Annotated in this window: 11 protein-coding genes; 3 read left to right on the forward strand and 8 right to left on the reverse strand. The window is 65.0% G+C overall.

Translation table 11 applies throughout. The features are described 5' to 3' along the window. Positions 1 to 189: 189 nt before the first annotated feature. The 5 genes from ACLV8F_RS15470 to def all read right to left on the reverse strand — a co-directional run bounded on the left by ACLV8F_RS15470 (position 190) and on the right by def (position 4,252). A complete protein-coding gene (locus ACLV8F_RS15470) occupies positions 190 to 1,383 on the reverse strand; it encodes a phosphoglycerate kinase (RefSeq protein ID WP_411885093.1) in 1,194 nt (397 codons plus the stop codon). Positions 1,384 to 1,573: 190 nt separating this feature from the next. Beyond that, positions 1,574 to 1,909, reverse strand: coding sequence for an AzlD domain-containing protein (locus ACLV8F_RS15475; protein WP_411885094.1), 336 nt, complete (start codon positions 1,907 to 1,909; stop codon positions 1,574 to 1,576). Next, positions 1,906 to 2,604: an AzlC family ABC transporter permease gene (locus tag ACLV8F_RS15480; RefSeq protein WP_411885152.1), complete on the reverse strand. Its 699-nt coding sequence runs from the start codon at positions 2,602 to 2,604 to the stop codon at positions 1,906 to 1,908. The genes ACLV8F_RS15475 and ACLV8F_RS15480 overlap by 4 nt, the downstream gene beginning before the upstream one ends. A gap of 55 nt (positions 2,605 to 2,659) precedes the next feature. Further along, a complete protein-coding gene (gene fmt, locus ACLV8F_RS15485; protein WP_411885095.1) occupies positions 2,660 to 3,646 on the reverse strand; it encodes a methionyl-tRNA formyltransferase in 987 nt (328 codons plus the stop codon). 84 nt (positions 3,647 to 3,730) lie between these two features. Continuing rightward, positions 3,731 to 4,252 carry a peptide deformylase gene (gene def, locus ACLV8F_RS15490; protein ID WP_411885096.1) on the reverse strand — a complete coding sequence of 174 codons (522 nt, stop codon included), beginning with the start codon at positions 4,250 to 4,252 and terminating at the stop codon, positions 3,731 to 3,733. A 230-nt stretch (positions 4,253 to 4,482) separates the two neighbouring features. On the opposite strand from def, the gene ACLV8F_RS15495 reads away from it, so the two are divergent. From ACLV8F_RS15495 to ACLV8F_RS15505, 3 genes are all read left to right on the forward strand, one after another. Further along, positions 4,483 to 5,706, forward strand: a complete 1,224-nt coding sequence (locus ACLV8F_RS15495; RefSeq protein WP_411885097.1) for a LysM peptidoglycan-binding domain-containing protein — start codon at positions 4,483 to 4,485, stop codon at positions 5,704 to 5,706. A 103-nt stretch (positions 5,707 to 5,809) separates the two neighbouring features. After that, entirely contained in the window at positions 5,810 to 6,931 is a 1,122-nt protein-coding gene (dprA, locus tag ACLV8F_RS15500; protein ID WP_411885098.1) for a DNA-processing protein DprA, read from the forward strand. Between the two features lie 80 nt (positions 6,932 to 7,011). Then, positions 7,012 to 7,527, forward strand: a complete 516-nt coding sequence (locus ACLV8F_RS15505) for a DUF494 domain-containing protein (protein WP_411885099.1) — start codon at positions 7,012 to 7,014, stop codon at positions 7,525 to 7,527. Between the two features lie 54 nt (positions 7,528 to 7,581). Here the strand turns inward: ACLV8F_RS15505 and ACLV8F_RS15510 are convergent, their stop codons facing one another. Genes ACLV8F_RS15510 through secD form a run of 3 tightly spaced genes read right to left on the reverse strand, consistent with a single transcriptional unit; the run spans position 7,582 to position 12,995 of the window. After that, positions 7,582 to 10,098 carry a DUF1631 family protein gene (locus ACLV8F_RS15510; RefSeq protein ID WP_411885100.1) on the reverse strand — a complete coding sequence of 839 codons (2,517 nt, stop codon included), beginning with the start codon at positions 10,096 to 10,098 and terminating at the stop codon, positions 7,582 to 7,584. A 27-nt stretch (positions 10,099 to 10,125) separates the two neighbouring features. Next, positions 10,126 to 11,079: a protein translocase subunit SecF gene (secF, locus tag ACLV8F_RS15515; protein ID WP_411885101.1), complete on the reverse strand. Its 954-nt coding sequence runs from the start codon at positions 11,077 to 11,079 to the stop codon at positions 10,126 to 10,128. A 38-nt stretch (positions 11,080 to 11,117) separates the two neighbouring features. After that, positions 11,118 to 12,995, reverse strand: a complete 1,878-nt coding sequence (gene secD, locus ACLV8F_RS15520) for a protein translocase subunit SecD (protein ID WP_411885102.1) — start codon at positions 12,993 to 12,995, stop codon at positions 11,118 to 11,120. Between the last annotated feature and the right edge of the window lie 53 nt (positions 12,996 to 13,048).

Below are 13,048 nucleotides of genomic sequence, written 5' to 3' on the forward strand. Positions count from 1 at the left end.
CACGTTGACGCCGGCGCGGATCATTTTTTCCAGCAGTGCGGGGTCACTGGAGGCGGGCCCGAGGGTGGCAACGATCTTGGTGGCGCGACGCGGCATAGTGAATGTCTCCATGTAATTTAGTTTCCGATTTTCACACGGAAACGGTTACAAAGGCGTTACGAACTTGGCGCCGCACCGGCGCGAATGCGCTCAGCCCGCGGCGCGCTTTTGCAAAATCTCAAAGGCCGGCAGCGTCTTGCCTTCCAGCACTTCGAGGAAGGCGCCGCCGCCGGTGGAGATGTAGCCCACCTGTTTTTCAATGCCGTACTTGGCGATGGCGGCCAGCGTGTCGCCGCCGCCGGCGATTGAAAACGCGCTGCTTTCGGCAATGGCGCGCGCGATGCCTTCCGTGCCTTTGGCAAACGCGTCGAATTCGAACACGCCCACCGGGCCGTTCCAGACGATGGTGCCGGCGGCCATCAATTGCGCCGCCAGGCGCGCCGTGGTTTGCGGGCCGATGTCGAGGATCAGGTCGTCGTCGGACACCTCGGTGGCGGCCTTGACGGTGGCCGGCGCGTCGGCGGCAAAGGTTTTGGCGGTGACCACGTCGGTGGGGATGGGCACCTCGGCGCCGCGTGCCTTCATGGCCTCGATCACGGCCCTGGCTTCGGCCAGCAAATCGGCTTCGGCCAGGCTTTTGCCGATGTTCAGGCCGGCGGCCAGCATGAAGGTGTTGGCGATGCCGCCGCCCACGATGAGCTGGTCGACGTTGGCGGCCAGCGACTTGAGGATGGTGAGCTTGGTGGAGACCTTGCTGCCGGCCACGATGGCGACCAGCGGCCGGCGCGGCGCCGTCAGCGCCTTGGAGATGGCGTCCATCTCGGCGGCCAGCAGCGGGCCCGCGCTGGCGATGGGCGCGTATTGCGCGATGCCGTAGGTGGAGGCTTCGGCGCGGTGCGCGGTGCCGAAGGCGTCGTGCACAAAAATATCGCAGAGCGCGGCCATCTTGCGCGCCAGCGCTTCGCTGTTCTTCTTCTCGCCCTTGTTGAGGCGGCAGTTCTCCAGCAACACCAGCTGGCCGGGCTTGACGTCAACACCGTCCAGCCAGCTGGACGCCAGCGGCACTTCGCGTTTCATGAGTTCACCCAGGCGTTTGGCCACGGGTGCCAGCGAATCGGCCGGCTTGAATTCGCCTTCGACCGGCCGCCCGAGGTGCGAGGTCACCATCACCGCCGCACCGGCGTCCAGCGCCATCTGGAGGCAGGGAATCGAGGCGCGCACGCGCGTGTCTTCGGTGATGTTGCCCGCGTCGTCCTGCGGCACGTTGAGGTCGGCACGGACGAACACGCGCTTGCCGGCAACTTTGCCGCTGGCGCACAGGTCGGAGAAACGGATGAAGTTCATGGATGGCTCACAAATTAAGAACGGCCGGCCAATGCGGCCAAATTCCCAAATTGTAGGTTGCAGCAATAGCCCGAGCCGGTCTGATCCATCAGGGGCCGCGGAACCGGCTTTGCCGGGCCTCAGGCGCAGCGGCCCCTTTCGTGATGAAAGGGGCAGGGAGCTACACGCAGTGAGCGACCGTGGGGGCTAGTCACCAGCCGAGGAGGATATGCAGCGGCAAATACACCGCCATGCCGGCCAGGATGGTGCCCAGCACGCCGTGGCGCCAGTAATACCAGGCCGTGCCCGCGACGACGGCAAACAGGCGGGCGTCCTTCCAGGTGGCGATCAGGTGGCCATGGCTCATGACCATTTCCGGCACGATGACCGCCGCCAGCGCGGCGATGGGCGCGTAATGCAGGCCGCGCTGGGCCCAGGCCGGCAGGGTCCAGGGTTTGTCCGACAGGAAAAAGAAGGAGCGCGTGATGACGGTCATCAGCGTCATGCCGATGATGGTCGCCACCGTCCAGAGATCGGTCTGGTTCATACGGTGTCTCCGGTTCCGGCGGCCGGCGCCGCGGGTTTGGCGGGTGACGGTTTTTCGAGCAGCAGGCAGACGGCCACGGCGGCGGCGATGGCCACGAGGATATTCAGTTTGAGCGGCAGGGCGAAGGTGGCGACAGCCGCCGCGCCGGCGATGCCGGCCGACACCGCGCGCAGACGGGTGGTGGCCAGCGAGCACATGATGCCCAGCAAGGCCAGGATGCCGGCAAAACCCAGGCCCCACGACAGCGGAATGGAATTGGCCAGCACGATGCCCAGCAGGCTGGCGCCCACCCAGCTGACCCAGCCGGTCGTGCAGTTCCCTATCCAATAGGCTTCCTGCGCTTCGATGACGGCCGGGTCTGTGCCGGGATGCGGAAAACGCCGGGTGAACAGCACGTAATTCAGGTCAGCCATCAGGTAACCGTAGGCCATGCGCTTCCAGACGCTCTGGTGCATGACATAGGGCCGCAAGTGGGCGCTGAACACCATAAAGCGCAGGTTGACACAGAACGCAGTGGCCAGAATCACCCACATCGGAGCGCCGGCGACGATGAGCGGAAGAGCGGCCAGTTGCGAGCTGCCGGCAAACACCAGGATGGCCATCAGCAGCACTTCGACGAGGCTCATGCCCGACTTGACCATGGCCACACCCGTCATCAGGCCCCAGGCTGCGATACCAGGCGCGACCGCCGCCATGTCGTTGACGCCCGCCCGGAAATCCGGGTGATTGAACAATCTCTTCACAAAATCCTCATTCCTGTTGATCGACCGGCGCCTGGCTGAACACCATGCCGGGCCGGATGTCGAAGCCGCGCAAAAAATCGGCCGCATCCAGCGCCTTGCCGCCGGCTTTTTGCAGGCGGCTGACGCGCAGCACGCCGTCGATGGCGGCAATGTCTATGCCCTCGGCGCCGGCGGCCAGCACCTGGCCCGCCTCCGCACCGGCCGGCCGGGCCGCGCCGGCCAGAATTTCCGCGCGCCAGAACTTGAGGGTCTGGCCCGCCAGCACGCCGGCCGCGCCCGGGAAGGGATTAAAGGCGCGTATGCGGCGCTCCAGCACGGCGGCGCTTTGTGTCCAGTCCACCAGGGCCTCGTGTTTCTCAATCTTGTGGGCGTAGGTCACGCCCCCAGTTGGCTGGGGCGTGGCTGTGAGGCCGCCGCAGGCCGCGAGTTCCAGCGCCTCGACGATGAGCCGCCCGCCCAGGCCGGCCAGCCTGTCGTGCAGGGAAGCGGTGGTGTCATCCGCGGTGATGGGCATCTTGTCCACCAGCAGCATGTCGCCGGTGTCCAGCCCGGCATCCATTTGCATGATGGTGATGCCGGTTTCCGCGTCGCCGGCCTCGATGGCGCGGTGAATCGGTGCGGCGCCGCGCCAGCGCGGCAGCAGCGACGCATGGATATTGAGGCAACCCAGCCGGGGGGTGTCCAGCACCCATTGGGGAAGGATCAGGCCGTAGGCGGCGACCACCATGACGTCGGCACGCGCGGCGAGGATGGCCTCGCGGGCTGCCGCGGCGTCATCGGGGAATTTGCCGTCCAGCCGCAAGCTGCGCGGCTGGGCGACGGTGATGCGGGCGTTTTCAGCCCATTGCTTGACGGGGGAGGCCTGCAGCTTCATGCCGCGGCCGGCGGGGCGGTCGGGCTGGGTCAGGACCAGGGGAATCTCAAAACCGGCTGCGTGCAATCGTTCGAGGGCCGCGCGGGCGAACTCAGGGGTACCGGCAAAAATGACGCGCATGGCGCCTGATTCTAAAGAGTCCCCGGGAAATCCCGGGGTTGCGGCGGCAAAGCCCCGCGTATCCGCCAAACCGGCCGGAAGCGCTCAGCGCGTGGCTTCGCGCTCCTCGTCCTTTTTCTGCTTGATCATCTTGGTCTTGATGCGGTTGCGCTTCAGGGGGGAGAGGTATTCCACGAACACCTTGCCCAGCAGGTGGTCCATTTCATGCTGGATGCAGACCGCCAGCATGCCCTCGGCTTCATAGACCTGCGGCTTGCCGTCCAGGTCCAGGGCCTGGACCTTGATGGCGAGGGAGCGCTCCACGCCGTCGTAAATGCCGGGCACCGACAGGCAGCCTTCATCGCCGACGCGCTTTTCCTCGCTGGCCCAGAGGATTTCCGGGTTGATCAGCACCATGGGCTGGTCACGCTCTTCGCTGACGTCGATGGTGATCAGCCGCTCATGCACGTCGACCTGGGTGGCGGCCAGGCCTATGCCCGCCGCTTCATACATGGTCTCAAACATGTCGTCGGCCAGTTTGCGCAGGCGCGCGTCAACGGCCGCCACGGGTTTGGCCACCGTGTGCAGGCGGGGATCGGGATAACGAAGAATGGTCAGCTGGCTCATGGGGGAAGGCAAGGGGAAAAGAAGGGCAAAGGAGGAGGTGTCGCTATTTTCGCCACTTTTCCTGGTTTTTCAGCATCCTGATATTCCCAGAATCGCGGATTCGTTGCTTAATCAAGGGCTTAGGTACAAAATCGTTAGTAATTTATCAAGATACAACACGGCCTTTTCCGCCCGGTTCCGCTGCGGATCGCGCCGTGCCAGTTCTCTCAAAGCGCCGAAGGCCTACAAAGATGCAAACAATTTTTGGTCGTTTCAGTCAAATTTCAATAGCCGCAACCGCCCTGCTGGGCATCGCCGGCGGCCTGCATGCCCAGAACTTCCCCATCACACCGGGCCAAAAAGCAACAGCAACCCAGGTGGCACAGGCCGGCGTCCCCCTCAGCGAGCTGGCACCCAACGCCCCTGACGAATACACCGTCAAGCGCGGCGACACGCTGTGGGCCATCTCCGGCATGTTCCTCAAGAGCCCATGGCGCTGGCCGGAACTGTGGGGCATGAACCTGCAGGACATCCGCAACCCCCACCTTATCTACCCGGGGCAGCACCTCTACCTGGATAAAACCGGCGGCCGCGCCACCTTGCGCACGCGCCAGGCCTCCAGCGACGGCCCGCCGACCGATACGGTGCGCGTGTCGCCCCGCACCCGCTTTGAAAGCCTGGCCGACGCCTCGATCCCGACGTTGTCGCCCAATGCCATCGAGCCCTTCCTCGCGGAAGCCATCCTCGTGGATGACGCTACCTTCTCCAGAGCCCCCCGCATCGTCGCAACCCAGGAAGGGCGCGTGCTGCTCAGCCGCGGCGACCGCGCCTATGCGCGCGGTGAATACGTGGGCGGCGTGGCCACCGGCACCCCCTTGAGCGACGCCAAAGGCCAGCCGCTGGACTACCGCGTCTACCGCAATGCCACGCCCCTGAAAGACCCGACCACCCAGCAGATCCTCGGCTATGAAGCGCAGTACATCGGCAAGGCCGAGCTGATGCGCGGCGAATCTGTCGCACAGGTGGAAGGCAAGGACGGCAAATATAAGCAGGAAATCGTTCCCGCCACCATCGACATCGTGGCCACCAAGGAGGAAATGCGGGTGGGTGACCGCCTGCTCCCCGAGCCTCCGCGGGAACTGCGCAATTACGCGCCGCACGCGCCTTCCTCGCCGATGTCCGGCCAGATCATCTCGATATACGGCAGCGCCGTAGGGAACGCCGCGGAAAACCAGGTCGTGGTGATCAATCGCGGCGCCAAGGATGGCATTGAACGCGGCCACGTCATGGCCGTCCTCAAGGACGGCGAGCAGCTCGCCGACAAAACCGACAGCGCACGGCCCCTGCTCAAGCTGCCCAGTGAACGTAACGGCTTGCTGATGGTGTTCCGCACTTTCGACAATCTTTCCTACGCGCTGCTGCTGCAGATCACCGACGGCGTGAAGGTCGGCGACCGCTTTACCAACCCGAACTAAGACGCTGTCCCGGCGGTGCGGCCCGGATGCCCATGGCCTTGCCGGTCGCCCACGCCGAAGCCCCGCCTGCCGACAGCCGGCCACTCCCACCATCCTGATTGACATGGACACGCAAGAGCTCCAGGCCTGGTTGCGCCTGACCCTGTCGCCCGGCGTGGGAAACGACGGCGCGCGCAAGCTGCTGGCCGCTTTTGGATCGGCACAGGCGGTCTTCGGCCAAAGCGCCGCCGCCCTTACGCAACTCGGCTCCGGCAAGCTTGCCAAGGCCATCCTCGCAGAGCCACCGGGCCTGGTCGCCCTGCTGCAGGCCACGCAGGAATGGCTGCAGGCCGGCGACGACCGGCAGGTCGCCACGCTGGGCGACACGGCTTATCCGGCGGCCCTGCTCGATATTGAAGACCCGCCCTTGATGCTCTACATGCTGGGCGTTCGCGCCAGGCCGTCGCAAGCCGCGGCCGGCGAGGCGGCGCGCAACATCGCCATCGTCGGCAGCCGCAACCCGACGCCGCAGGGCGAAGCCAATGCCCGGCAATTCGCCAGGGCGTTCGGCAGCGCCGGGCTTTGCGTGGTGTCGGGGCTGGCCCTGGGCATTGACGGCGCGGCGCACGATGGCGCCCTGCTCGGCGGCGGCGACACGATTGCGGTGGTGGGCACGGGGCTGGACAGGGTGTACCCCAAAAAGCACCTTGCGCTGGCGCACCGGATTGCGCAGCAGGGCATGATCGTCAGTGAATTTCCTGTCGGCACACCGCCGCTGGCGGCCAACTTCCCGCGGCGCAACCGCATCATCTCGGGTTTGTCCCGCGGCACGCTGGTGGTGGAGGCGGCGCTGCAGTCCGGCTCGCTGATCACGGCGCGGCTCGCGGCGGAGCAGGGCAAGGAGGTGTTTGCCATCCCGGGCTCCATCCACTCGCCCCAGTCCCGCGGCTGCCACGCGCTGATCAAGCAGGGTGCCAAGCTGGTCGAAGTGGCGCAAGACGTGCTGGAAGAGCTGAACTTTCCCACGGGCCCGCAAGCGGCAGATAACGATGCTGCGGCAGCAGGGCCGGACGCGGGCGATCCGCTCATCGCGGCCCTGGGCTTCGACCCCGTGAGCCTGGACGCGCTGCAGGCGCGCACCGGGCTGGATACCGCGCGGTTGCAGGGCCGGCTTCTTGAACTCGAACTGTGCGGGCAGGTGGTGCGCTTGCCCGGCGGCCTCTTCCAGCGCCTGGCGGCCGGTTGACGCCCGGCGAATTTTCACGCGCTCCCGCACCTTGGCCAGACGTTTGACACGGCTGGCTTTATCTGCGTTATATTGGGTGCATGTTTGAAGTACTGGTGTACGTCTACGAGAATTACTGGCAAGGTGACGCTTGCCCCGAACTCCACCGACTGGGCCGAAAACTCACCGCGGCGGGATTCGACGCCGAGGAAATCCAGGCGGCCCTGGTGTGGTTGGACGGCCTGAACGTCGCGGCACAAGGCACGCAAATCAGCCTGCCGGCCAAATCTCTGCAGGACACCGGTCAACCTCTGATTGCGGCCCACGCGATCCAGCCGCAATCCGCCGGCAGCCTGCGTGTTTATTCCGTCGCCGAACAAACCCACCTGGGCGCTCAAAGCCTGGGTTTTGTGAGCTTCCTCGAATCCTCCGGCGTGCTGCCGCCGCACATGCGCGAGATCGTCATCGACCGCGCCATGGCGGCGCCGGGCGACCCGGTGACGCTGGACGACCTGAAAATCATCGTCCTCATGGTGTACTGGAGCTTCGGCGAAGAGCCCGATGCGCTGGTGCTTGACGAGCTCTGCGACGACACGGAATTTCGCATCGCCCACTGAGTCTCGAACGCAGGGCGCCGGCTATCGCCCCCGCCCACGCAACACCCAAGAGAATCAGCCCAGCAAGCGCTCGGGATTGGCGTCGAGCTTGGCCAGCGCGTCGCGCGTGGCGCGCACCGTCAACGCTTCTTCTTCCGTCGGCACCAGCAAGCCCGCCTGCAAGTAGGCGGCCAGCCGGCGTGCCTGGATCAGGAAATTACGGCCGTCGGTGGAGGCAAAGAGGTGCAGCTGCTTGCGGTCGCTGCACCAGGCGAACTGGACATGGCTGACCTTGCCGTTGTGGTCCAGGCTGAACCACGCACCCAATTGAAGTTCTTTGGCCCATGAGCGCATGGCCTCGGTGGGATGGCTGCCGCCGTCGGCAATCACCTCGATGTCCGCGGAGTCAATGCCTATCATGGTGACCAGGCTCTCGGTATCCAGCGGCAGATCTCCCACATCCTCGTCGGACAGGTAGTCTTCGAGGTTGGTCAGCCGCTTGGCCATTTCCTCCACCCGCTCGGCGGGGATGGCGTCGGTCTTGGACATGAAGGCATCGGCCAGCGTGTCGCTGATGATTTTCAGGTGTCCATCCTGGTCGGCGACGCCAAGGCCCAGCATGGACATGCCCAGGCGCAACAACTGCAGCAGCTTGGGCAGGTCGGCGATGACGCGCGCGCGATCGTTGCGGTTGGGCTTGGCGCTGGCGGCCCACACCAGGTCGGCGGCGGCCCGCTTGAGCGTGAGGGTTTCCTCATGCTGCGGGCCGTTCTTCATGGCGGCAATCGCCAGCACCTCGGCCCACACCTTGAACAGGAATTCGCGGATTTCATCCCGCACCGGCATGTCATTGAGCATGTTGCGCATCTCAATGGTGTACTGGATGGTCATGGTCTCTTTTTGCTCGACCTGCTGGGCCACGCTCACCACGCGGGCGACGCTGCCGTGCTCCGACAAAAACCTCGACAGGAATTTGTCGAATTCGTCGTAGACAAGCTGGAACACCCTGCGCCCGGTTTCGGGGTACTGCTCGATCACCTGCACGACGCGCTTGATCTCGGACTCCAGGACGCCGCCGGCCACCGTGACGTCGAAACCGAGCACACAAGAACCCATGCGGTCGATCAGCCGGCGCGCGGGATGCTGCAGCGACTCGAAGAATTCAGGCTCGGAAATCGCCACCCGCAGCACCGGCATCTGCAGGCGCGCAAACCAGACGCGGATCACCGCGGGGATGCGGTCTTCGGCCAGGATGCTCTGGAACATCAAGGCCACGATTTCAATCGTGGCTTTTTCCGATGATGTGGATGCAGCCTCCTTGAGCTTGCTGGTGCGTTCGCGCAAAGCGCCCACGACGTGGTCCACCTGCACCTGGCCGTAGATCTGGCCCTGCGCGTCCGCAAGCATGGTGCGTTCCGCGCTGCTTTCTTCCGCGCGCTCCGCGCTGGCCATGGCCTGCGACAGCTGCGGTGAGGCCTGGTTCGGCCGCGTATCGTCAAAACCCGCCACCTGGTTTGTCAGCAGGCGCTTGAGTTGCCCCATCACGCCCTGCGCCCGCATGCGCGCCCGGGCCAGCGGTGTGGTGGCGGTCTGCATGCGGGTTTCGTCATACACACCCGGGCCCGTCGCCTCCGGCCCCTTGGCCGCATGGGCCTTGCCGGCGTTTTCGCCGCCGTTGCCGCCCTGAGGGCTCGCGCCGGCGCGCGCGGAACGGCCGGCGCCCGAACTTGTAGCGCCACTGCCGCCGCGTCCGCCGCCGGATTCCGCGCCAAACCTGGATGCGCCTGCCGTGGCGCCACGGCCGCCTCCATGGGCGGGGCCGGCACCGCGAGCACCCGACGAACCCGTGGGGCCGCCCATTGCGCTCCCGGAGTCACCGAAATCGCCGCCATGTGAGGCTTTGCCGCGAGGGGCTTCAGCGGCCGTTTTGCCGGTCACGGCCGAAGGCGTGCGCTTGACCAGCGGCCGGAGGTCAATTTCAGCCATCACGCCTTGCTGCACCAGGAATTCGTTGGTCGCGTGATAGGTTTCAAGCAGGTGCTCGCCCATCTCCTTCTGGATATCCGCCTGGACAGCGACCCAGGTCTCCCGCGGCAGGCCCGCAAGACCCCATTGTTCGACCAGGTGCTGCGCGAGCACTTCAGGACGCAGGATGTCCTGCTTGTGCAATTCCGGGACTCCTTCGAGGCTCTGGATGCGCAAGCGGAGGTCGTTGAGTTCCCAGCTGGCGAAATCCAGCAGGCGCAGGGCCAGGCGTGAGGCCAGGATCTTGTCCTCCATCACGTCGTTGCCCATCAATTCGAATTTTCCGCTGTCCGCGAACCTGGAGCCGGAGCTGGCGGCCGGGACGGTCTGCGCGTTGGCCCACGCGGCGGTGGTGCCGCGAACCCAACTGCTTCCACTCTTCTGGAAGGCCATCCAGCCGTCGCGGCGATCCTGCATGTCGCGGGCACTGGCCGGCTGGTCGACCAGCGCGGTCAGCCGATCTTGAACGGTCTTGGCCAACGCCGGCAGTATCCGTGCAGCACGTTCCGTGAACAGCGCGCGAGCCTGCTCGACCAGAAAACCGTTTTTTTTGTTACTTGGAGCCACGACCGCCCTGCATGATTAGCCTATAGCTTACACCGTGGCCCCTGCGTTGGGGTCGTTCGGATCCTCGCCTTTTTTGGCTGTTGCCTTGACGAGGTCTTCGCGCTTGATGCCCAGCCACATCGCGATCGCGGCGGCCACAAAAACCGAGGAATAAATGCCGAACAGGATGCCGATGGTCAGGGCCAGGGCGAAGTAAAAGAGCGTGGGGCCGCCGAACAACAGCATGGACAGAACCATGATCTGCGTGGAACCGTGGGTAATGATGGTGCGGCTGATGGTCGACGTGATCGCGTTGTCGATGATTTCGGTCGTGTTCATCTTGCGGTAGCGGCGAAAGTTCTCGCGGATCCGGTCGAAAATCACCACCGATTCGTTGACGGAGTATCCGAGCACCGCCAGCACGGCGGCCAGCACGGCCAGCGAAAACTCCCACTGGAAGAACGCGAAAAAGCCCAGGATGATGACGACGTCGTGCAGGTTGGCGATGATGGCCGCCACCGCGTACTTCCATTCAAAACGGAAAGCCAAGTAGACCATGATGCCGAACACCACCATGGCCAGCGCCTTCAGCCCGTCGTGGGCCAGCTCTTCGCCCACCTGCGGGCCGACGAATTCGGTGCGGCGCAGCGTCACGTCAGGGCTGGCCGCCTTCAGGGCTCCCAGCACCTTGTCGCTTTGCTGGGCGGTGCTGACGCCCTTTTGCGCCGGCAGGCGGATCATCACGTCGCGCGATGTGCCGAAATTCTGCACCTGCACGTCGGTGAACCCCAGGCCGGACACGGTGTCGCGGATCTTTCCGACGTCGGCGGCCTGGGTGTAGTTGACCTCCATCAAGGTGCCGCCGGTGAACTCCACCGACAGGTGCAGGCCGCGCGTGATCAGGAAGAAGACGGCCAGCGCAAAGGTGGCAAAGCTGATGACGTTAAAAATCAGGGCATGCCGCATGAACGGAATGTCGCGCCGGATTTTGAAGAATTCCATCTGGGGTCCTTGGGAAACTCAGGAAAAAGAGGCCGTGATCACTTGGTCGCCACGGCGCCGGACGCGGCGGGCCGCCACACCGTGCCGATGGAAACCGACTTGAGCTTTTTCTGGCGGCCGTACCAGAGGTTGACCAGGCCGCGAGAGAAAAACACCGCCGAGAACATGCTGGTCAGAATGCCGATGCAATGCACCACGGCAAAACCCCGCACCGGGCCGGAACCAAAGGCCAGCAAGGCCAGGCCGGCGATCAGCGTGGAAATGTTCGAGTCCAGGATGGTGGCCCAGGCGCGCTCGTACCCCGCATGGATGGCCGCCTGCGGCGAAGCCCCGCTGCGCAGCTCTTCGCGCACGCGCTCGTTGATCAGCACGTTGGAGTCGATGGCCATGCCCAGCGCCAGCGCCATGGCCGCCATGCCGGGCAGGGTCAGGGTCGCCTGCAGCATGGACAGCACCGCCACCAGCAGCAGCAGGTTGACGGCCAGGGCCAGGCCCGAGAACAGGCCGAACAGCATGTAGTAGCAGGCCATGAAGGCCACGATCACGACGAAGCCCCAGGACACGCTGTGAAAACCCTTGGAGATGTTGTCGGCGCCCAGCGTCGGGCCTATGGTGCGCTCCTCGATGATTTCCATCGGGGCTGCCAGCGAACCGGCGCGCAGCAGCAAGGCCAGGTCGTTGGCTTCAACAACGCTCATGGAGCCGGAAATCTGGAAGCGGTTACCGAGTTCGCCCTGGATGACGGGCGCCGTCAGGACCTCGCCCTTGCCTTTTTCGAACAGCAGGATGGCCATGCGCTTCTTGAGATTCTCGCGGCTGGTGTCGCGCATGATGCGCCCGCCCTTGGCGTCGACCGTGAGGTCCACCTTGGGCTGCTGGTTCTGCGAGTCAAAGCCCGGTTGCGCGTCGGTGAGGTTTTCGCCGGTCAGGATGACCTGCTTCTTGACGATCACGGCCTGGCCGTTGCGTTCGAAGAAGCGCTCATCGCCGAAAGGAACGGCGCCGCTGTTGTTCGCGGCGGCGCGGGCTTCGGCGCTGTCGTCTACCAGGCGCATTTCCAGTGTGGCGGTGCGGCCCAGGATGTCCTTGGCCTTGGCCGTGTCCTGCACGCCGGGCAGCTGCACCACGATGCGGTCTATGCCCTGCTGCTGGATGACCGGCTCGGCCACGCCCAGTTCATTGATCCGGTTGTGCAGGGTCACGATGTTCTGCTTGAGCGCCTGGTCCTGGATGCGGCGCGCGGCTTCGGGCTTGATGGTGGCCGTCAGCTTGTACTCGGTGCCGTCCGGCGCGTCGACCGTCTGCAGGTCGGCGAACTGGTCCTGGACCAGCGCCTTGGCGGAGGCCAGGGTGGCGGAATCGCGCAACTTGATTTCGATGGTTTGCGCGTTGCGGCTGATGCCGCTGTGGCGGATGTTCTTTTCGCGCATGGACAGGCGGATGTCGCCGGCCAGGGACTCGGCCCGCTTGGTGAGCGCGGCCTGCATGTCGACCTGCAACATGAAGTGGACGCCGCCGCGCAGGTCCAGGCCGAGGTACATCGGGAAGGCATGCAGCGAGGTCAGCCATGCGGGCGAGCGCGACAGCAGGTTGAGCGCGACCACATAGGCCGGATCGTTCGCGTCGGGCGACAGGGCTTTCTGGACGGCATCCTTGGCTTTGAGCTGGGTATCGGTGTCGCCGAAACGCGCCTTGATCGACGTGCCTTCGAGGGTGATGGCCTCGGCCGCGATGCCGGCGTCTTTCAAGGCCTGCTCGACCTTGGCCATGGTCGTGGTGTCGACCTTGATGGTGGATTTCACGCTGGACACCTGCACCGCAGGCGCTTCGCCGAAGAAATTGGGCAGCGTGTACAGCGCCGCGATCAGCAGCGCGACCACGATGATGGCGTACTTCCAGGCCGGATAACGATTCATGGGAGGGCTGTTCCTGGTGGACAAATGAACAAAAGGGGCGCCTGCCTCACGCG

It is taken from the genome of Polaromonas sp. YR568 (genome assembly GCF_943369675.1).
In the GTDB taxonomy this organism is placed as follows: Bacteria; Pseudomonadota; Gammaproteobacteria; order Burkholderiales; family Burkholderiaceae_C; genus Polaromonas.

Bases quoted from the DNA above. Each gene is read 5' to 3' on its own strand.
- fmt (WP_411885095.1), bottom strand. From the start codon at position 3,646: ATGCGCGTCATTTTTGCCGGTACCCCTGAGTTCGCCCGCGCGGCCCTC.
- ACLV8F_RS15475 (WP_411885094.1), bottom strand. From the start codon at position 1,909: ATGAACCAGACCGATCTCTGGACGGTGGCGACCATCATCGGCATGACG.
- secD (WP_411885102.1), bottom strand. From the start codon at position 12,995: ATGAATCGTTATCCGGCCTGGAAGTACGCCATCATCGTGGTCGCGCTG.
- secF (WP_411885101.1), bottom strand. From the start codon at position 11,079: ATGGAATTCTTCAAAATCCGGCGCGACATTCCGTTCATGCGGCATGCC.
- def (WP_411885096.1), bottom strand. From the start codon at position 4,252: ATGAGCCAGCTGACCATTCTTCGTTATCCCGATCCCCGCCTGCACACG.
- ACLV8F_RS15495 (WP_411885097.1), top strand. From the start codon at position 4,483: ATGCAAACAATTTTTGGTCGTTTCAGTCAAATTTCAATAGCCGCAACC.
- dprA (WP_411885098.1), top strand. From the start codon at position 5,810: ATGGACACGCAAGAGCTCCAGGCCTGGTTGCGCCTGACCCTGTCGCCC.
- ACLV8F_RS15480 (WP_411885152.1), bottom strand. From the start codon at position 2,604: ATGGCGGCGGTCGCGCCTGGTATCGCAGCCTGGGGCCTGATGACGGGT.
- ACLV8F_RS15470 (WP_411885093.1), bottom strand. From the start codon at position 1,383: ATGAACTTCATCCGTTTCTCCGACCTGTGCGCCAGCGGCAAAGTTGCC.
- ACLV8F_RS15505 (WP_411885099.1), top strand. From the start codon at position 7,012: ATGTTTGAAGTACTGGTGTACGTCTACGAGAATTACTGGCAAGGTGAC.